The sequence below is a fragment of the Bradyrhizobium yuanmingense genome (genome assembly GCF_029167105.1).
Classification (GTDB): Bacteria; Pseudomonadota; Alphaproteobacteria; order Rhizobiales; family Xanthobacteraceae; genus Bradyrhizobium; species Bradyrhizobium yuanmingense_A.
In genome coordinates this window covers 99,975-119,162 of sequence record NZ_JARFML010000008.1, presented here as the reverse complement: position 1 = coordinate 119,162, position 19,188 = coordinate 99,975, and the positions used below count along the sequence as shown (strand labels likewise).

Sequence of the window (19,188 nt, the reverse complement as noted above, 5' to 3'; positions counted from 1 at the left end):
GCAGCTTTCGCACCGCTGCTCTGTTGCGCGCGACCGCCAGTATGCTATAGCGCCATCTTGTTGCGAAGACTGGCTTAATCGCCATTTGGGGTCCGGCATGGCAGATCTGAGGGACGCCCGCGTCCTCGTTACCGGCAGCGACGGCTTCATCGGTTCGCATGTCGTCGAGGAGCTGGTGAAAGCCGGGGCCCGCGTCAAGGCGATCGTCTATTACAACTCCTTCAACTCCTGGGGCTGGCTGGACACCGTTCCCGCTGACATCATGAAGTCCGTGGAGGTGGTCGCCGGCGACATCCGTGATCCGCATTTCATGATCGCAACCGCCAGCGGCTGCACCGACGTGCTGCACCTGGCGGCGCTGATCGCGATTCCCTTCTCCTATGTCGCGCCCGATTCCTATGTCGAGACCAATGTGCGCGGCACCGTGAACGTGCTCCAGGCCGCGCGCATGGCCGGCGTGCGGCGCTTCGTGCAGACCTCGACCAGCGAGGTCTATGGCACGGCGCAGACCGTTCCGATCAAGGAGAGCCATCCGCTGGTCGGCCAGTCGCCCTACTCGGCCTCGAAGATTGCCTCCGATCAGATGGCGCTATCGTTCCACGCCTCGTTCGACATGCCGGTCGTCGTGATCAGGCCGTTCAACACCTATGGACCGCGGCAATCGGCACGTGCGGTGATCCCCACGATCATCAGCCAGATCGCGACCGGCAAGCGCAGGATTCGTCTCGGCGCTGTCAGCCCAACGCGCGATTTCTCCTTCGTCACCGACACCGCGCGCGGCCTGATCGCAGGACTCACCGCACCGGCCGAGCAGACCGTCGGCCAGACCATCAATCTCGGCAGCGGCTTCGAGATCTCGGTCGGCGCCACCGCGCAGATGATCGCCGACGTGATGGGGACCACGATCGAGATCGAGACCGACGAGGCGCGGCTGCGCCCGGCGAACAGCGAGGTCGAGCGGCTCTGGGCCGACAATTCCAGGGCGCGCCAGCAGCTCGGCTGGGCCCCCGAATTCGGCGGGATCGAAGGCATGCGCCAGGGCATCGAGAAGACGGTGAACTGGTTCACCAATCCCGTCAATCTCAGCCGCTACAAGGCGGACGTCTACAATGTCTGAGGCAATTGTGGGAACGGCCGCGACCAGATCCGACTTCTCTACGCGCACCTTCGATCCGAAGGTCGTGGTCGATGCCGTCCGGCGCGCCGCAGGCACGCCCAACGGCATCCTCGGCCTGCACGAGCCGGTGTTTGCCGGCAACGAGGTCGCCTATCTCGAAGAATGCATCAAGAGCACTTTCGTCTCCTCGGTCGGCCCGTTCGTCGACCGCTTCGAGCGGATGCTGGAGGACGTGACCGGCGCCAGGCGCGCGGTCGCCGTCGTCAACGGCACGGCGGCATTGCACGCCTGCTTCCGCCTCGCCGGCGTCGAGCCCGGCGACGAGGTCATCTCGCCGGCGCTGACCTTCATCGCGACCACGAACGCGATCGCCTATTGCGGGGCGGTGCCGCATTTCGTCGACAGCTCCTTCGTCACGCTCGGCATGGATCCGCGCGCCCTCGCCGCGCGACTCGAGACGATTGCCGAGCGAACGCCGAAGGGCACGGTCAATCGCGAGACCGGGCGCCGCATCGCCGCGATCTCGCCGATGCACACGTTCGGGCATCCCGTCGAGCTCGACGAGATCGCCGCGATCGCCCGCGACTGGGGCATCGCACTGGTGGAGGACGCCGCGGAATCCTTGGGCTCGACCTATAAGGGTCACGCCGTCGGATCGCAGGCGCAGCTCGCGGCGCTGAGTTTCAACGGCAACAAGATCGTCACCACAGGCGGCGGCGGCGCCATCCTCACCAACGACGAGGAGCTGGGACGCCGGGCCAAGCATCTCACCACCACCGCGAAGCTGCCGCACAAATGGGCCTTCGTGCACGACGAGATCGGCTTCAACTACCGCCTGCCCAACCTGAACGCCGCGCTCGGCTGCGCCCAGCTCGAGCAGCTCGACGGTTTCCTGGCGAGCAAGCGCCGGCTGGCGGCAGCCTATGAGCGCGTCTTTGCGGACGTTCCCGGCGTGAGCTTCTCGCGCGAGCCCGAGGGCACCACGAGCAATTACTGGCTGAACGCGATCCTGCTCGACGAGGCCCATGCCGGACGGCGGGACGACCTGCTGACGGCGCTGAACGAAGCCGGCTTCGGCGCGCGGCCGGCCTGGACCCTGATGCACCGCCTGCCGATGTTCTCGGACAGCCCGCGCGGCGATCTCGCCACCGCCGAGTCGATCGAGCGCCGCCTGATCAACCTGCCGAGCAGCGCCAGCATCAGGGCCCGCGATGAATAGCGGCGCGCGAAAGATCTGCTTCGTCACCGGCAGCCGGGCCGATTTCGGGCTGCTGGTCTGGCCGATGCGCGCGATCCGCGAGACGTCAGGCTTGAAGCTCCAGCTCATCGCCACCGGTATGCATCTCGCGCCCGAGTTCGGCTCCACCTTCAACGCCATCCGCGACGAGGGCTTCGAGGTCGACGAGCGCATCGAGACGCTGCTCGCCAGCGACACCGGCGCGGGCGTTGCAAAATCGGTCGGGCTCGGCGTGATCGGCTTTGCCGACGCGTTCACGCGGCTGCAACCGGATCTCGTCGTCGTGCTCGGCGACCGCTTCGAGATGTTCGCGGCCGCCCAGGCCGCGATGTTCATGCGGCTGCCGATGGCGCATCTGTTCGGCGGCGACGTCACCGAAGGCGCGGTCGACGAATCCGTCCGCCACGCCATCAGCAAGATGTCGCATCTGCATTTCACCAGCAATCAGGACTCGACGCGGCGCTTGATGCAGCTTGGCGAGCACCCAATCCGCATCCACACCATCGGCTCGGTCGGCATCGACGCCACCAAGCATCTCGATCTGATGAACCGCGACGACATCGGCAACGCGATCGGGATGCCGCTCGGCGAACGCAATGCGCTCGTGACGTTCCATCCGGTGACGGTCGAGGCTGGACGCTCGGTGGCCGAGCTGGACGAGCTGTTCGCGGCGCTGTCGAGGCTCGATCCCGGCTTTCGCCTCATCTTCACGCTCGCCAATGCCGATGCCGAAGGGCGCGCTCTGAACGACCGGACCAAGGCCTTCGCGGCCGGCCGGCCGAACACGATCGCGGTCGCCTCGCTCGGGCAGCTCCGCTATCTCAGCCTGTTGAGCCAGGTGGACGTCGTGATCGGCAATTCGTCGAGCGGCATCCTCGAAGCGCCGTCATTCGGTGTTCCGACGGTGGATATCGGCGACCGTCAGAAGGGGCGCGAGCGCGCCGATTCGGTATTTCACGCCACGCCCGAGCGCGGCGCGATCGCCGCGGCGATCTCGCAAGCGCTTCAGCGCGGCCGCAAGGACACCGTCAATCCCTATGGCGACGGCAATTCCAGCCGGCGCTTTGCCGACATCATCGCGGCCATCCCGGATTTCGGCCAGCTCCTGAAGAAGGGCTTCTACGAAGCTCCCGCAAACGGAGCGCGGCCATGACGAGACACACGCTGATCATCGCGGAAGCCGGCGTCAATCACGACGGCAGCCTGGACAAGGCACTAGCCCTGGTCGATGCGGCAGCCGATGCCGGTGCCGACATCGTCAAGTTCCAGACCTTCAATGCGAAGGCGCTGGCGGGCGGAGCGGCGAAGAAGGCCGACTACCAGCAGCGTACGACGGACGCCGCCGAGAGCCAGCTCGCCATGCTGGAACGTCTCGAGCTGCCCCAGGCTGCGCATCATACGCTGATCGCGCGCGCCGAGGAGCGCGGCATCGCGTTTCTGTCGACACCGTTCGACGACGCTTCGCTCGCCTTTCTGCTGTCGCTCGAACTGCCGCGCATCAAGATCGGGTCGGGCGATCTCACCAATGCCCCGCTGCTGCACGCCGCAGCGAGGGCCGGTGCGACGCTGATCCTCTCGACCGGCATGGCGACGCTCAGCGAGATCGAGGAAGCCCTCGGCGTGTTGGCGCACGGCTACGCGCAACGCAACGATGCTGCGGGGCTCGCATCTTTCCGCGCGGCGTGGCGCGATCCGGCAGCGCGCGCCGCGCTGGCGCCGCACGTCAGCCTGCTCCATTGCACGACCGAATATCCCTGCCCCATCGCCGATGTGAACCTCGCTGCGATGGCGACGATGCGGTCGGCGTTCCAGCTTCCGGTCGGCTATTCCGATCACACAGACGGTTACGAGATTTCGGTCGCCGCGGTCGCGCTCGGCGCGGCCGTCATCGAGAAGCACCTGACGCTGGATCGCAATGCGCCCGGTCCCGACCACGCGGCCTCGCTCGAACCTGATGATTTCAAGCGGATGGTCGCTGCCATCCGCAATGTCGAGGCCGCGCTCGGCGACGGCGTGAAGGCGCCGAGGGAGTCCGAGGTCGGGAATGTGCCGGTGGCGCGCAAGAGCATCGTGGCGGCACGCGCACTGAAGGCCGGCGAGATCATCGGCCCGGCCGACATCACCGCCAAGCGGCCCGGCACGGGGCGGTCGCCGATCGAGTATTGGTCCCTGATCGGAACCGCGGCACCGCGGGCGCTCGAGCCGGATGATCCGGTCTAGCGGCGAGGCTTGGCAGGAACCCCGCGCAGCACCGAGCCGGACGGCCATGAGCCCGTGACGACAGAGCCCATCGCGACCAGCGTATCGTTGCCGATGGAAATGTGATCGCGGACACGGCTGCCGAGCCCGACGAAGCAATTGTCGCCGATTTCCGCGCCGCCGCCGACCACCGTTCCCGGCGAGAGGTGGGTGTAGTGTCCAATGCGCACGTCGTGCTCGACGACCGCGCCCGAATTGATGATGCAGTGATGGCCGATCATGCTTCGCGCATTGACGATCGCGCCCGGCATGACGACGCTGCCCGGACCGATCGTGGCCGACGGCGAGACGAACGCGCGCGGATGAATCACCGACGCCCAGCGCGTCAGCTGCAGCCGGCCGATCATCTGCCGGCGCGCGGGTCCCGCCTGCATCGTTCCGACCCCGACCACGAAAGCGGCATCGGGATAGTTCGGCGCGACATCATCGGTTCCGAGATAGCGCGCATCGCCCAACGTTCCCGGCTGGCGATCGAGGAAACCGATGACGTTGAACTGGCCCGACAGAAGCGCTGCCTCGTAGACCATGAAGGCATGTTCGCCGCCGCCGATGATGATCAGATCGTCCATCGCGATTCCCCTGAGCTGCACCGATCTTAGCGGCCGGGCCCGGGCGCTTCAAACCGACCGATTGCGCCTGAAAACGCTTGAATTAACAAGGACAAGCCCGGGCCCCCTGACGGGGTTGACGCCGCCTCTCGCAGCCGCGATATAGCAGGCTCAGCCGTGGGCTGCCCACAAATCCGGCGTGTACGAGGCAGAATTGCCATGAAATCCTGGCGCAAGGCCATCGTCGGTACCCAGGCCAGTGTGGGCGAGGCCATTGCCGCGATCGAGAGCGGAAGCATCCAGATTGCGCTGGTGCTCGACGACCAGAACCGGCTGCTCGGCGTGGTCACCGACGGCGACGTCAGACGCGGACTGCTGCGCGGCATCGCCCTCACCGGGCTTGCGACCGATATCATGAACCGGACGCCGGTGTCGGCCCCTGCGACCTTGTCCCGTGAGGATCGCCTGCATTTGATGCGGCAGAGGTCGATCAAGCAGCTCCCGCTCGTCGACGAGGGCGGCCATCTCGTCGTGGTCGAGACGCTCGATGAGCTGCTCGAGCCGCGCCAGTATCCGAATCCGGTGCTGATCATGGCCGGCGGCCTCGGCGAGCGCCTGGGCGCGCTGACGCGCGACGTGCCGAAGCCGATGCTCAATGTCGGCGGCCGCCCACTGCTCGAGACGATCGTCCGCAACGTCGTCCAGCAGGGCTTTGGCAACATCTTCATTTCGGTGAACTACAAGGCCCAGACGATCAAGGATTACTTTGCAGATGGCGCCGCCTTTGGCGCCAACATCCAGTACGTGCACGAGACCGAGCGCCTGGGCACCGCCGGTGCGCTCGGACTGTTTGCAACACCGCCGGATCTGCCGATGATCGTCACCAACGGCGACATCCTCACCACGATCAACTACGGAGCGCTTCTCGACTTCCACAACGGAGCGCCGGCAGAAGCGACGATGGCTGTCCGCGAGCACAAGGTGCACGTCCCCTATGGGGTGGTGTCCACCACGGACGGATTTCTCCAGACCATTCGCGAGAAGCCGACCGAGAGCTGGTTCGTCAGTGCCGGCATCTATGTGATCGGCAGGTCGGTCTTCCGCCACGTCACGCCGGGCGTCAGCATCGACATGCCGACCGTGCTCGAGCGCGTGATTGCCGACAAGGGACGCGTCGCAGTCTATCCGATTCGCGAGTACTGGCTCGATATCGGCCGGTTGGAGGATTTCGAGCAGGCGCATGCGGAGTTTCACGAGGTCTTCCCGTGATCTCGACAACAGCCGTCGTGGTTGGCCTCGGCTCGATCGGCACAAGGCATGCGCGCGTCCTGCGCGAGCTCGGCCTTCGGGTCGCAACGGTCAGCCGGCGCGAAGGTGGCGACTACGGTTCGATCGCGCAGGCCGTTGCGGCGGCGCATCCGGACTACGTGGTGATTGCCACCGAGACGGCGCGCCATGCGGACAATCTGCAAGAGCTGGCGCAAACCGGCTTCCATGGCAAAGTCCTCGTCGAGAAGCCGCTTTTCGCAACGCCGGCACCGCCCCCGAAATATCCGTTTGCCCATGTCAGCGTCGGATACAATCTGCGCTTTCACCCAGTGATGACGGCGCTGGCGGACACGCTGCGCGGACGCGACGTGATCACGGTCGGCGCCTATGTCGGCCAGGACATCAGGGACTGGCGACCGGACCGCGATCACCGCACAACCGCCTCCGCCACGGCTGATGCCGGGGGCGGCGTGCTGCGGGATCTCAGCCACGAGCTGGACTATCTGCTCTGGCTGTTCGGGCCATGGCATCGCGTCGCGGCGCTTGGCGGCGCCTCCGGCGCGCGCGACATCGACGTCGAGGACCACCTCGACCTGCTGCTCGATATGCAGCGGGCGCCGTCCGTTCACGTTCACATGGACTATCTCGACCGTCAGGGCGTCCGTCGCATTCGCGTCAATGTCGACGACGACACCATCGAGGCCGATCTCGTCGGCGGGCGCCTCGCCGTCAACGGCAAGGCAAGGGAGATCCCCAGCGAGCGCGACCAGACCTACCGCGACATGCATGTGGCGGCGATGCGTGGCGCCCAGCCGGCCTGCTCCCTGCCGGAGGCCCTCGGCGTCATGCATCTGATCGACGCCAGCGAGCGCGCGTTGCGCAGCAAGACCTGGGTGTCGCCATGAGCCTTGTCTGTACCATCTGCGCGCGAGGCGGCTCGAAAGGTGTCGTCGGCAAGAACGCGCGCGATCTCCTGGGTAGGCCCGTGCTCGCGTGGAGCATCGAGCAGGCGCGCGAGACCGGCCTGTTCGACGCGATCGCCTTCAGCAGCGATTCGGACGCCTTGCTCGATGCGGCGGTGAAGGCCGGCGCCGATATCGCGGTCAAACGCCCTGACGAGATGGCGACCGACACCGCGCCGAAGCTGCCGGCGATCCGGCACTGCCTCGAGCAGGCCATAGCGCAAATGGGTCGGACGCCGGAAATTTTCGTCGATCTCGACGTCACTTCCCCGCTCAGGCTGGCCTCGGACATCACTGGTGCAGTGGCGTTGCTGCGCGAGAGCGGCGCGCGCAATGTCATCACCGGTGCGCCGGCGCGGCGCTCGCCGTATTTCAACCTCGTCGAGCAGCGCACCGACGGCAGCGTCGGCCTCTCGAAATCCGCCAATCCGCCCATCACCCGACGGCAGGACGCCCCGCGCTGCTTCGACATGAACGCGTCGATCTATGTCTGGCGGGTCGCACCGTTCCTGGAGCACCCCGCGGTGTTCTATCCGGATACGCGCCTGTTCGAGATGCCGGAAGAGCGTTCGATCGACATCGATTCGGATCTCGATTTTGCATTGGTGGAACTGTTGCTCCGCCAGCGGCTGCCGACCTGAGGAGGCGCAAGCGATGACCACGAGCTTCAAGGCTCTGTTCGATCTGACTGGGCGGACGGCCGTCGTCACCGGCGGCTGCGGCATTCTCGGACGTCGATTTGCCGAGGGGCTTGCCGAGTTCGGCGCCAATGTCGCGATCGTGGATCTCGATCAGGCTGCGACCGAAGCGGCGGCGGCCGACGTCGCCTCACGCCATGCCGTCCGGGCCAAGGGCTACGGTTGCGACATCACCAATCCCGATGCGGTGCGCAAGACGGCCGATGCAATCGAATCCGACCTCGGAGTGGTCTCGATCCTGCTCAACAACGCCGCCAGCAAAACCCGCGATGTGGACGCCTTCTTCGCCCCGGTCGAGACGTTCTCGCAGGATATCTGGCGCGAGATCATGTCCGTCAATCTCGACGGCATGTTCACCGTGGCGCAGGTGCTCGGCGGCCGGATGGCCGAGCGCGGCTACGGCGCCATCGTGCAGACCGCCTCGATCTACGGACTGCTGGCGCCCGATCAGCGCATCTACGAGGGCTCCGAATATCTCGGCCGCGCCATCAACACGCCGGCGGTCTATACCGCCTCGAAGGCCGGTGTCATCGGCCTCACGAAGCACCTGGCGACCTATTGGGCGAGCAAGGGCGTTCGCGTCAATACCCTCACCCCCGGCGGGGTGGAGAGCGGGCAAAACGAGACCTTCAAGGCGCGCTATGGTGCTCGCGTCCCGCTTGGCCGCATGGCGCGGGCCGATGAGATGGTCGGGACCATGCTGTTCCTGGTGTCCGACGCGGCCTCCTACGTGACCGGGCAGAACATCGCCGTCGACGGCGGATTGAGCGCCTGGTAACAAAACACCAATGATCAAGCGCCTGATCCAGAACACGGTGATTTCGGCGTTTGCCTTCGGCTTGGCCGCCCTGCTGGGCCTCGCAGTCATTCCGCTGATCATCGGAACCTGGGGGGTCACCGAGTTCGGTCTCATCGTCATTTCGCGGCTTCTGCTTCCCAGCGGCACGATGGCGGTGCTGGACCTCGGTCTCTCCGAGGTCGCAACCCAGGTCGTCGCGCGCGCGCGCGAGCACCGCAACTGGACCCAGGCCAGCCGCCAGATCGCATTCTTGGGAGCGACCTCCATCGCCCTCGCCTTGATTCTCAGCGCCGCGATCTGGCTCGCGACGCCGCTGTTCGTCGTCGCAATGAAGGTGGACGCCGTGCACCTTGAGACGTTCGCCAGGATCATGCACTACACGGCTCTGGCGAATCTGATCTTCATTCCGGCGCTGGTGTGGGAAGGCATCGTCAAAGGCTTCGAGCGCTACAACCTGCTCCGCGCCGCAGAGGTCACGTCGACGGCGGCCTATGTCGGCCTGACATTCGCAGCATCGTGGGCGGGGGCAGGCTTCGAGGTGGTCGCCTACATCTATCTCGCCACCCTGGTGGCCCGCGCCATCGTCATCGGAATTGCCGCCTTCGTCGCCCTGCGGCACAAGCGCATGCGATTGCTGCCATGGACCCCGGACATCCGGAAGGACGTTCTGCATCGTTGCCTACTGCTGCTGCAAGGCAAGCTGATGGGCGGCATTTCTGGACCGCTTCAACCGTTCCTGATCGGATTGCTGTTCGGGCCGAGGGCCGTCGGCACCTACGACGCGCTGGTACGATTGTCGCGGCTCTCCAAGACGGTCGTCAGTCTCCTGACATCCGCGCTGCTTCCGGTTGCCAGTCGGCTCGACGAGCGCGGCAGCGCCGCGTCGTTCCAGCGCCTCGGTGACCTCGGCCTCGTCATGATGCCGATGTTTGTCGTGCCGCCGCTTGCCAGCACCGCTATCCTCTCGCCTGAAATCATGGAGATCTGGATCGGCCCGCTTCTTGCGCCCTACGCGTTCTGGATGGGCCTCAGCTTCCTGGTTCCGATCTGCGCGCAATATGTGGCAATCGGCAGCCTGATCTTCCTGACGCGGCCCGAGGTGCAGGCCAAGCTCAACCGGCTGGTGGCCGTTCAGCTTCTGATCTGGGCGGCGGTCTCCGCCGCGACACTGCATTTGTTCGCGGAACGCGCCCTGATACTTGGCCAGGTCATCGGCAGTATCGCCGTGCTTCCCTTGCAGTTGAGAGAGTTGCGCAGTGCACTCGAGCTCGATCGCAATCAGTTCGCGAAGATGATCGGAACCCAGTTCGCAATCCTTCTTCTGGCAAGCGTTTTTCTAGCAGCAATTGCAGGTTACATTCGGTTCGACAGCGTGCTAAAGCTCGCGCTCGGTTCCATGGTTTTCTGTCTGGTGACCTGGGTGCTCCAATACTTTCTGGTCCTCGAGCATCGGCACCGGACCGTATTTCCCGCAGTCGGACAACTGATGGGACTGACATCCAAAGCAGCTAAATGAACATCCACGCGACAGATACGAAGGCGGTCACCACAGGGTTCGCTCCGGCGTCGTTGTCGGACAAGGCCACGACTTATGCCATCGATGCGGCTAGGAGCATTGGCCGTCTTGCCTTGCGCCGCGTGAAGCGCACGGCCGACGTCGTCGATTCCGAGTACAATCTGACGCATTGGCAGCGAATGCTGTCCGAGAAGCGCTGGACCAAAGCCGCCAGCATCGACGAGTTCCTGATACCCAAGAATCCTGCGCGGGCTCTTCGCAAGGTGGACAATCAGATCTGCAGGATCGCGGCCGACGACTATTATCGCTACCGTGCCCGAGCCCTCGGCGACCTGCTCGCGCGGCATGCAGGCGGCGCCACGGAGATCGTCGAGCTCGGCGCCGGCTGCGGCATCAACCTGCTTTCGCTCCACCTCAATCATCCGGACTGGAAGCTGCACGGGTTCGACATTGCACCGAACGGAATCGCCGCAGGCCGCGAGATCGCGGCACACTATGGCCTGTCGGACCGGATTTCGCTCGACAGGATCGACCTGACCGACGGCAACGACCCGAATTATTCCGCCGTCGATGGTCAGGTCGTCTTCACCTATTTCTGCATCGAGCAGATCCCTTATGACGTGCGCAAGGTGGTGGACAACATCATTGCTGCGAGGCCAAAGCGCGTCATCAACATCGAGCCGACGACGGAGCTGCTGAATCTCTTGAGTCCGCGAGATATCGTCAGCTTCCTCTATATCCGTTCGGTCGACTACCAGACGCAGCTGTTCTCAACGCTCGACGAGTACGAGCGGCAGGGCCGCGTCCGCGTCCTGGCGCGCGAACGGATGCCGTTCGCGCCGACGATCCACAATGATGGTTTTTTGTATTGCTGGGAGCCCACATGACAACCATCAACACGACAGCTGTTCAATCAGCCCCGAAGAAGGCGAAGATCAGCCAGTTCCGCCGCCTGTTGTGGCACGTCAACCGCACCGACCTCGGATGGGCGGTGAAGGCGGGTCTGACCGCCCTGCAACTGCCTGCGCGCAGCAAGCGCGTCGCGCTGCTAAAGCAGCTTCCCACGAAGCCCGAGTGGTCCGAGGCGAGCCGCAAGCTCGCCGAGGATGGTTATGTCGACGTGTCCACGCTTGTGGAACGCAGCCTCGCGGAAGCCGTCGCCTCGTTCGCGGACGCCAAGGTGAAGCGCCTCAACGAGCTCGTCGGCCAGCAGAAGGAACGGCACAAATCATTCTGGGTCAGCCTGCTGGACGAAGATCTCGTCAACGGCTCCTTTGCAACCGACCATCCCTTCGTGCGCTACGCCCTGCAGCCTGCTGCACTGCGTATCATCGGCGACTTCATGCACGATCTTCCGCAATTGTCGGACGTCGTATTGACGTTGTCGCAACCGACTCCGAACCAGGCGCTGAGCTTCTCGCAATTGTGGCACCTCGATCACGACGACAAGCGCGTCTGCAAGCTCTTCATCTATCTGACCGATGTTCAGGACAGCGCGGACGGTCCGTTTACCTTCATTCCGGCCGGGCCGTCGAAGGCGTTCCGCAACTCGCTGAAGAGCCATATGAGCGACGCTCAGGTGTTCGCCAAGACCGGCCCGGACGCGGTCAAGGAAATGATCGCGCCCCGGCTGTCGTCCTTTATCGTCAACACGGCGCGCTGCCTGCACATGGGAAGCCGGATCCAGTCGGATCGCAGCCGCCTGCTGTACACAGCAACCTACATCCAGCAGCCGCGCATCTTTCCCGAACCGCCGCCGCGCTTCCGCGCGGTCGGTGCCCTGACGGAGCTCGAGCGCACCGTGATGCGGCTCTGACGCGGATCTGCCGGGAGCTCACATCTTGCGCATAGGCCTGGTGGTCGATCACCCCAAGCGTGACCTGCCTGGGGCAGTCATGCTCGCTTATCAACTCGCGCGGCGCGGCGTCTCGGTCGCGCTTGTGCCGATGTACGAGCAGGCCGTCGACGTCCCGCGGCTCGGGCTGGACGCACTGGTCGTCAACTACGCACGTGCCGTCAATCTCGACCTGATGCGCAGCTTTGCCAAGGCCGGCCTTGCGCTTTACGTGCTCGATACCGAGGGCGGCGTGCTCGCGGAGAAGGGCGGCAATTCGCCACCGGCAATGGCGGCCCACATCAAGAGCAGCGGCTACGCGGACATCCTGACGGGTTATTTCTTCTGGGGCAGCCGGCTGCACGACGCCTTCCTCGAAACCGGGACCATGAAGCCGGAGCAGCTTCACCTCACCGGATGCCCGCGCTTCGATTTCGCGGCCCCACGCTGGCGCACGCTGCTCGATGGCGAGCCGCGCGGCTACCTGCTCGTCAACGCCAACTTTCCGCTGGTCAATTCACGCTTCACCGGCAAGCCGGGCGGCGAGCGCGAAGCGATGGTGCGCGCCGGCTGGGACGGCACCTATGTCGATCGCTTCATCGCAGACCTGAAGCAGGTCTTCGCGAGCTATCTCGCCGAGATCGACCGGCTCGCCGCAGCGCGCCCCGACCGCAACATTCTCGTGCGACCGCACCCCTTCGAGAGCGAAGACGTCTACCGCAGCGCGCTCTCGCGCCACGCCAACGTCCTGATCGACGGCACCGGCAGCGTGCTCGACCGCATCCGCAATGCGGCCGCCGTCATTCATCTCAATTGCGGGACGGCCGTGGAATCGGTCCTGCTCGGCAAGCTCCCGCTCCAGCTCGAATATCTGAACACGCCGACGACCGCCGGCCATGCCGCGCTGCCCGCACGCGTGAGCCGGCCGGTCGCCTCGTTCGACGAACTGCTCAGCGCCATCGACCATATCGAACGCGAGACCGAGGCCTTCGATTTCGCCCGCGTTCACGCCGCCGATATCGAGGCATTCTTTCACCTGAACGACGGGCAAGCCGCCGAACGCGTCGCCGACGTCCTGACGCGCGCGCCGACCTCGCGCCGGCCCTACGTATCGCTGCTTGCCACCATGAAGGGCACGCGCGACGAGCCGAGCATCGGCCAGATCATCAAGGGCGCCGCCAGCGCGGCGCTCGGCTCGGCCGTCACCGAGCGGCTGCGCAGCCAGCTCAATCGCGCTCGTCGCGACAAGCGGATCGCACCGTCCATCGTCCAGCCCCTGCTTCAGCGCATCGCCGCGCACGATCAGGCGAGCCCGTCGCAATATACGGCAAGGCGCGCGCATTGCGCGATGACGGGCTTGCCGCTCGCGAGCATTGCGATCGAACACGCCCACTAGAGCCATGACAGCATCTGCGAAGACCATTCTCATCACCACGCTTGCCGAATACCAGACCCGGTTCTGGATTCCGGTGGCGCAACGCTTGCGCGCGGCAGGCCATGACGTGGAGCTGCTTGCCTTCGACGATCGCAGCGCCGAGATGTCGGCGGCCGAGGGCGTGCCGGTCACGAACATGTATCGCGAAGGCCTCAAGGCCGCCCCCTCACCCGACGATCGCGGCGCGTTCGATACGCGCGTCGCCGCCTACGGCCTCGACGGAACCAATTTCCTGTTCAGCCATGAACGCTTCACCTTCGGGATCCGCGATAGCGCCGCCTTGCGCCGCCGCTTCATGATCTACGCCAACGCGATGGAGACACTGCTCGACCGGCTGGAGCGGCAAGGCAAGCGCGCCGAGCTGGTGCAGGAGCTCGGCGGCTTTCTTTCGGTGATCGCGAGCTTCTACGCCGCAAGGCGCCGCAACATCCGCAACTGGTTCATCGAGCCGTCGTTCTTTCGCGGCCGCATGTACTTCACGCCCGACACGCTCGGCGCGCCCGACGTGATGCCGACGCCGGCGGACACGGTTTCATCAGAGGTCCGCGCCTATCTCGACGACACGCTGACGCAGCGCGCGATCGTCATTCCCAAGAAGGACCAGCATCATTATTCGGCGGCCTTCAAGAAGGTCGTCAATTTGCGCAACGCCAATCGTCTCGTCGAAAAGCTCTGGGACCAGTTCGCGCTGGGCAAGCACCAGGAATTCGGGCACAATCTGCGTCACGCTCAGGTGCATGCCGCGATGGCGCTCAACGCGACGCGGCTGCGCAAGCTCTACCAGCCGCTTCCCCAAACGCCCTTCGTCTACTATCCGTTCCACGTTCCGGCAGACATGGCGCTGACGCTTCGCTCGCCGGACTATCTCGACCAGGTCGCGACAGTCGACTTCCTGCTGCGCACGATCCCGGATTCGCATGTGCTAGTGGTGAAGGAGCATCCTGCCCAGATCGGAGCAATCTCGGCCGCCCGCCTGTTCGAGCTCGCGCGCCGGTTCGACAATTTCGTGCTGTTGCCGCCGCAGACCAACAATTACACCGTGCTCGATCGCGCCGCTGCCGTCGTCTCCGTCAACAGCAAGTCGGGCGCCGAAGCGCTGCTGCTCGGCAAGCCGGTGGTGGTGATGGGCGACGCATTCTACCGCTCCTGTCCGCTGGTCTATGCGGTCGATCGTCTGGCCGATGTACCTGCACGGTTGCGCGAGGCGCTCGCCGCCGGGCCGTTCGATCCCGCCAAGGGCGCGCCCTATTTCGAGTCGGCCTGGCGACGGTCTTATCCGGGCGAGCTCTATGTCAGCGACACCAAGCTGCTCGACACCTTTGCGGCCTCCTTGCGTGCCGCAATCGCCGCGCCTGCCCGCGCGAACTGAACGGACCCGTCATGCCGCTCGTTTCGATCATCACTCCATCCTGGAACGTCGAAGGCCTGATCGAGGAGACGATCCGCTCGGTGCAGAGCCAGACATTCACAGATTGGGAGCTCTTGATCGCCGACGACTGCTCGACGGACAAGACCCCGCAGATCATCGCCGGCATCGGCGAGCGCGATCCGCGCGTCAAGCTGATCCGGCAGGCGAAGAACGGCGGGCCGGCGCTGGCGCGTCAGGCCGCGATCGACGCCGCGCAGGGCCGCTATCTTGCCTTCCTCGACAGCGACGATCTGTGGCTGCCCGAGAAACTCGAGCGGCAGCTCGCCTTCGCAAAGGCAAAGCAGGCCGCGCTCAGCTACACCGCCTTTCGCCGCATCAACGACACCAACACGGTGACTGGCCGGCTGATCGAGGTGCCGGCCTCGTTCACCTATGGGCAGCTCCTGAAGAACACCGCGATCGCGACGCTGACGGCGATGGTCGACCGCGAGATCGCTGGTCCCGTCGCGATGAAGAACGAGGGCTACGACGATTTCTGCCTGTGGCTCTCGATCCTCAAGCGCGGCCATACCGCATACGGCCTCAACGAGGATCTGGCCCGCTACCGGGTCAGAGGATCCTCGGTCTCCAGTCGCCCGCTGCGCTCGGCCAAATGGGTCTGGCAGATCTATCGCAACGTCGAGCAGCTCTCCTTGCCCCGATCCGCCTGGTGCTTTGCCCATTGGGGGGCGCGGGCCTGGCTGAAGCGGCGGGAGTTCTAGACGTATGGCGGGATCCCACTGAAAAAAGTGCCAAAACAACCCCATGCACAGTAGGGGTACTTTAACACCTCCATCCAAACCCATTTCGCTATTGGCGAGTCCGGCCGTTGCCGATACCACTCAGCCTGCTCCCCGCGGACAATCTGGAACCGATCATGCCGTTTGAAAACTACAGGAACAGCCGCATCCTCGTGACCGGGGGCGCCGGGTTCATCGGTTCGCACCTCTGCGAGCGGCTGCTGGATGCCGGCGCCGAGGTGGTGTCCGCGGACAATTATTTCACCGGCAGCCGACGCAACATCGCCCATCTGATCGCAAATCCGCTGTTCGAGGCGGTCCGGCACGACGTCACCTTCCCGCTCTACATCGAGGTCGATGCGATCTTCAACCTGGCCTGTCCGGCCTCACCGATCCACTACCAACGCGATCCCGTGCAGACCACCAAGACCTCGGTGCACGGCGCCATCAACATGCTGGGACTCGCCAAGCGGCTCAAGGCGCGCATCTTCCAGGCTTCGACCAGCGAGGTCTATGGCGATCCGCTGATCCACCCGCAGACCGAGGATTACTGGGGCAACGTCAACCCGATCGGCATCCGTTCCTGCTACGACGAGGGCAAGCGCTGCGCCGAAACGCTGTTCTTCGACTACTGGCGCCAGCACAGCCTGCCGATCAAGGTCGCGCGCATCTTCAACACCTACGGCCCGCGCATGCAGCCAAATGACGGTCGCGTGGTCTCGTCCTTCATCGTCCAGGCGCTGAAGGGCGAGCCGATCAGCGTGTTCGGCGACGGCGGCCAGACCCGCTCGTTCTGCTATGTCGACGATCTCGTCGAGGCCATCATGCGGTTGATGGTGACTGGGGAAGACGTCACCGGCCCGATCAATCTCGGCAACAATTCCGAGTTCACGATTCGCGAGCTCGCCGAAAAGGTCATCGAGCTCACCGGCTCGCGCTCCAAGCTCGAGTTCAAGCCGCTGCCGCAGGACGACCCGCGTCAGCGCCAGCCCGACCTCGCCAAGGCGAAAGCCGTGCTGAACTGGGAACCGAAGGTTGCGCTCGAAGACGGGCTGAAGGAGACGATCGCTTACTTCAAGCACTCGCTCGAAATCGCCTGATCCCGCTCGCGGCGTTCAGCCTCCGCAGCGAGCTTCGGCAAGGAGCGCGCACGCCGGGCATGCTCAGAGCCCGTCCGACTCGCCGTTCTTCGAACGCGGCGCACCACCAACCGCACGGTGGCGCTCGCCGGCGTCGACCAGCTGCAGGGCCGCTTCAAGGCGGACACCTTCTCGGCTCCCTTCGACGGGGGCTATCGCTTCGCAACGCCGCTGATGGGCATCGCGCCTTACGCGGCGGCGCAGGTGACGAATTTCAACCGGCAAAGGCGTCTTCAAGTATTCTTGGTGAGCCGGTACGGGAAGCTATTTCCCCGCCGCCTGCCACTGGCCCGAGACGCCCAGGATCACCCTGACGCGGCCGGCGCTGGCCTCGTTCAACGCCGTGGTCTGCGGCACCTGGACATCGAGCTGAACAGGAACGGCATGCCAGCCTCGAGATCGTAGAGCAGTCTTTGCAGCGCGGATTGTTCCAGCTCGCAGCCGACCACGAGACCGACGAAGCCGTCCTTAGCTTGCGCCCCCGCTAGGTCGACCTGCGAGGATTGGACCGAGCCGCCGGCATCGCCGACCGCCGCGGCAACCCGCTGCAACAGATTGGCGCCCGCGCGCCGTCACCGTCGGACCTTCCAGGAACGGCTTGCCGGGGCGCTCGGCCATCGCCGCCGTGGCATTCTTGGCGCCGCACCCACACCTGTTTGAGCGGATCGTTCTGCCCCAGTTGCCGGTCCCACTCCGGCGGCCCGCACACTCGCGCACCGAGACCATGGCTACGAACATCACGGAACCGGCCGAAAGGCGTCCCTCCGCAGCCACACCTTCACGCCAACATAGCGCGCCTTGGCGGCCGGAGCGATTAGCCGCTGTGCCACGACGTCGAACGTCGGAACCCGCCTAGGGTCGACATGCATCGCCCCTCCAGCGCGCTTCGCTCTGAGTTTTGAGGTTCGTGAGATTGGCAGCCATGGAAGGGCTCCGAAGACATCGTCTACATATGTGGCCGCCCAGCCACGCACTCTCAACTAGCGGTGGACTGCCCTTGACCAGCATTCCCAGTCGTTTTAGCAGTGTTCATCGGCTTGCGCGGGAGATGCGGCGTGAATGCATATGCGGTTTTCCACGCGCTATTCGGGCTGATCGAGCGATTTTGAGCCACCTCGCCGATCGCACAAAGAAGCTGATCCAGATCCACGCATCAATTTAGCGTTTCCCGAAATGAAATCTCTGAACTCGCTTATCAAGAAGTCATTCTCTGCGCTTGGATTCAGCATCAGGCGAAAGATCCCGGCACTCGCCGGACTAAAACTCCTGCCGAAGGTGAAGACTATCATCGACGTTGGCGTCGCATACGGTACGCCAGATCTCTATGCCCATTTCCCAGATGCGGAACTGATCCTGGTGGAAGGGAGCCCGGAATTTCACTCTTTTCTTCAAAGCCAAGTCTTGGGCAGCAGGAAGGGACGGCTGGTGAAATTTGCTGTCGGCTCCTCGAGCGGCAGCGGCTATCTCCGACTCAACGGTCCTGGATCTAGTCTTTTGACCGCATCTAGGATGACGGGCCTTTATAATAAGGAGCTTGAGACGGTAGAGGTCCAAATCCGTAGGCTAGACGAGCTCGTGAGTGCCGATGAGCTGAAACATCCGACGCTCCTAAAGATCGACACGGAAGGCTTCGAGCTGGAAGTTCTGAAAGGAAGCGAGGCGCTTCTGCCAAACATCGACTTTATCATCGCCGAAGTATCTTTGATCAAGAGATTCCAAAAGTCTTATCAGGCCAGCGAGATTATCAACTGGCTGCAAGAGAGAGAATTTCAGATCTTCCAGATTATTGATTGCATCCCCGACAGTAAGGGCATCTTCCGATATGCGGATTTCGTTTTTGCCCGCAGGGAGTTTATAGATCGCTTCAATGCGACCGTTTAGAACCGCTGCGACATTCGCGGCTTCGGCGTCGTGACCATCACCAAAGCGATCTCCGCATATTGCGAAGCCGCCGGAGTCGAGGCAGTTGATCTCGTCTCCCGCCTCGGTCTTCGAGATTGCACCTGCGAATGTCGTGCAAGGCGCAGTCCGGCTACACGGGGTGGCGTCGTCGCCCACACCTGAAACCAAGTTTCTGGTCGTTTGGACGTAAGCCGGCTGCGCAAGAACTGACGAAAACCAGGAGTGCTCTTCGACGCATTTGATCGCAGGGCGACTAGGCGGGTCTGCAACGCTTCACAGGACGCGTACACACAAAGGCTCGCGGGCTACCGCGAGAGGGCAACGA

19 protein-coding genes and 1 pseudogene are annotated in these 19,188 nt (G+C 64.3%); 17 read left to right on the top strand and 3 right to left on the bottom strand.

Going from position 1 to position 19,188, the window contains the following annotated elements:
- Positions 1 to 97: 97 nt before the first annotated feature.
- From P0R31_RS12775 to neuB, 4 genes are read left to right on the top strand one after another with little or no spacing between them, the layout of a single operon-like run.
- Positions 98 to 1,117: an NAD-dependent 4,6-dehydratase LegB gene (locus tag P0R31_RS12775; protein ID WP_275514374.1), complete on the top strand. Its 1,020-nt coding sequence runs from the start codon at positions 98 to 100 to the stop codon at positions 1,115 to 1,117.
- A complete protein-coding gene (locus P0R31_RS12770) occupies positions 1,110 to 2,336 on the top strand; it encodes a LegC family aminotransferase (RefSeq protein ID WP_275514373.1) in 1,227 nt (408 codons plus the stop codon). Before P0R31_RS12775 ends, P0R31_RS12770 begins: the two co-directional genes overlap by 8 nt.
- A complete protein-coding gene (gene neuC, locus P0R31_RS12765; protein ID WP_275514372.1) occupies positions 2,329 to 3,507 on the top strand; it encodes a UDP-N-acetylglucosamine 2-epimerase in 1,179 nt (392 codons plus the stop codon). Before P0R31_RS12770 ends, neuC begins: the two co-directional genes overlap by 8 nt.
- Positions 3,504 to 4,574: an N-acetylneuraminate synthase gene (neuB, locus tag P0R31_RS12760; protein WP_275514371.1), complete on the top strand. Its 1,071-nt coding sequence runs from the start codon at positions 3,504 to 3,506 to the stop codon at positions 4,572 to 4,574. Before neuC ends, neuB begins: the two co-directional genes overlap by 4 nt.
- On the opposite strand, the gene P0R31_RS12755 is transcribed toward neuB, so the two are convergent.
- Positions 4,571 to 5,182: an acetyltransferase gene (locus tag P0R31_RS12755; protein ID WP_275514370.1), complete on the bottom strand. Its 612-nt coding sequence runs from the start codon at positions 5,180 to 5,182 to the stop codon at positions 4,571 to 4,573. The two genes, neuB and P0R31_RS12755, sit on opposite strands and share 4 nt — an antisense overlap.
- A gap of 198 nt (positions 5,183 to 5,380) precedes the next feature.
- On the opposite strand from P0R31_RS12755, the gene P0R31_RS12750 reads away from it, so the two are divergent.
- The 12 genes from P0R31_RS12750 to P0R31_RS12695 all read left to right on the top strand — a co-directional run bounded on the left by P0R31_RS12750 (position 5,381) and on the right by P0R31_RS12695 (position 17,366).
- Positions 5,381 to 6,430, top strand: a complete 1,050-nt coding sequence (locus P0R31_RS12750; protein WP_275514369.1) for a nucleotidyltransferase family protein — start codon at positions 5,381 to 5,383, stop codon at positions 6,428 to 6,430.
- The gene (locus P0R31_RS12745; RefSeq protein WP_275514368.1) at positions 6,427 to 7,335 is read left to right on the top strand and encodes a Gfo/Idh/MocA family protein; all 909 of its coding nucleotides are present in this window, start codon (positions 6,427 to 6,429) and stop codon (positions 7,333 to 7,335) included. Before P0R31_RS12750 ends, P0R31_RS12745 begins: the two co-directional genes overlap by 4 nt.
- Positions 7,332 to 8,033: an acylneuraminate cytidylyltransferase family protein gene (locus tag P0R31_RS12740; RefSeq protein ID WP_275514367.1), complete on the top strand. Its 702-nt coding sequence runs from the start codon at positions 7,332 to 7,334 to the stop codon at positions 8,031 to 8,033. The genes P0R31_RS12745 and P0R31_RS12740 overlap by 4 nt, the downstream gene beginning before the upstream one ends.
- Positions 8,034 to 8,046: 13 nt before the next feature.
- Positions 8,047 to 8,868: an SDR family oxidoreductase gene (locus P0R31_RS12735; protein WP_275514366.1), complete on the top strand. Its 822-nt coding sequence runs from the start codon at positions 8,047 to 8,049 to the stop codon at positions 8,866 to 8,868.
- A gap of 10 nt (positions 8,869 to 8,878) precedes the next feature.
- The gene (locus P0R31_RS12730; protein ID WP_275514365.1) at positions 8,879 to 10,405 is read left to right on the top strand and encodes a hypothetical protein; all 1,527 of its coding nucleotides are present in this window, start codon (positions 8,879 to 8,881) and stop codon (positions 10,403 to 10,405) included.
- The gene (locus P0R31_RS12725) at positions 10,402 to 11,292 is read left to right on the top strand and encodes a class I SAM-dependent methyltransferase (RefSeq protein ID WP_275514364.1); all 891 of its coding nucleotides are present in this window, start codon (positions 10,402 to 10,404) and stop codon (positions 11,290 to 11,292) included. Before P0R31_RS12730 ends, P0R31_RS12725 begins: the two co-directional genes overlap by 4 nt.
- The gene (locus P0R31_RS12720) at positions 11,289 to 12,221 is read left to right on the top strand and encodes a hypothetical protein (RefSeq protein WP_275514363.1); all 933 of its coding nucleotides are present in this window, start codon (positions 11,289 to 11,291) and stop codon (positions 12,219 to 12,221) included. The genes P0R31_RS12725 and P0R31_RS12720 overlap by 4 nt, the downstream gene beginning before the upstream one ends.
- Before the next feature lie 25 nt (positions 12,222 to 12,246).
- Positions 12,247 to 13,635 (top strand): surface carbohydrate biosynthesis protein, encoded by a 1,389-nt coding sequence (locus P0R31_RS12715; RefSeq protein WP_275514362.1) that lies wholly within the window; start codon positions 12,247 to 12,249, stop codon positions 13,633 to 13,635.
- Between the two features lie 4 nt (positions 13,636 to 13,639).
- Complete coding sequence (locus P0R31_RS12710; RefSeq protein ID WP_275514361.1) at positions 13,640 to 15,043, top strand: capsule biosynthesis protein; 1,404 nt, start codon at positions 13,640 to 13,642, stop codon at positions 15,041 to 15,043.
- An 11-nt stretch (positions 15,044 to 15,054) separates the two neighbouring features.
- Entirely contained in the window at positions 15,055 to 15,804 is a 750-nt protein-coding gene (locus tag P0R31_RS12705; protein ID WP_275514360.1) for a glycosyltransferase family 2 protein, read from the top strand.
- Between the two features lie 155 nt (positions 15,805 to 15,959).
- Positions 15,960 to 16,922, top strand: a complete 963-nt coding sequence (locus P0R31_RS12700) for a UDP-glucuronic acid decarboxylase family protein (RefSeq protein ID WP_036007439.1) — start codon at positions 15,960 to 15,962, stop codon at positions 16,920 to 16,922.
- 117 nt (positions 16,923 to 17,039) lie between these two features.
- Positions 17,040 to 17,366: a hypothetical protein gene (locus P0R31_RS12695; protein WP_275514482.1), complete on the top strand. Its 327-nt coding sequence runs from the start codon at positions 17,040 to 17,042 to the stop codon at positions 17,364 to 17,366.
- On the opposite strand, the gene P0R31_RS12690 is transcribed toward P0R31_RS12695, so the two are convergent.
- Positions 17,297 to 17,512, bottom strand: a complete 216-nt coding sequence (locus P0R31_RS12690; protein ID WP_275514359.1) for a GspMb/PilO family protein — start codon at positions 17,510 to 17,512, stop codon at positions 17,297 to 17,299. The genes P0R31_RS12695 and P0R31_RS12690 overlap by 70 nt on opposite strands.
- Before the next feature lie 622 nt (positions 17,513 to 18,134).
- Here P0R31_RS12690 and P0R31_RS12685 point away from each other — a divergent pair.
- Entirely contained in the window at positions 18,135 to 18,842 is a 708-nt protein-coding gene (locus P0R31_RS12685; RefSeq protein WP_275514358.1) for an FkbM family methyltransferase, read from the top strand.
- A gap of 63 nt (positions 18,843 to 18,905) precedes the next feature.
- On the opposite strand, the pseudogene P0R31_RS12680 reads toward P0R31_RS12685, so the two are convergent.
- Positions 18,906 to 19,106 (bottom strand): annotated as a pseudogene (locus tag P0R31_RS12680) (hypothetical protein); the annotation flags it as partial.
- Positions 19,107 to 19,188 lie beyond the last annotated feature (82 nt).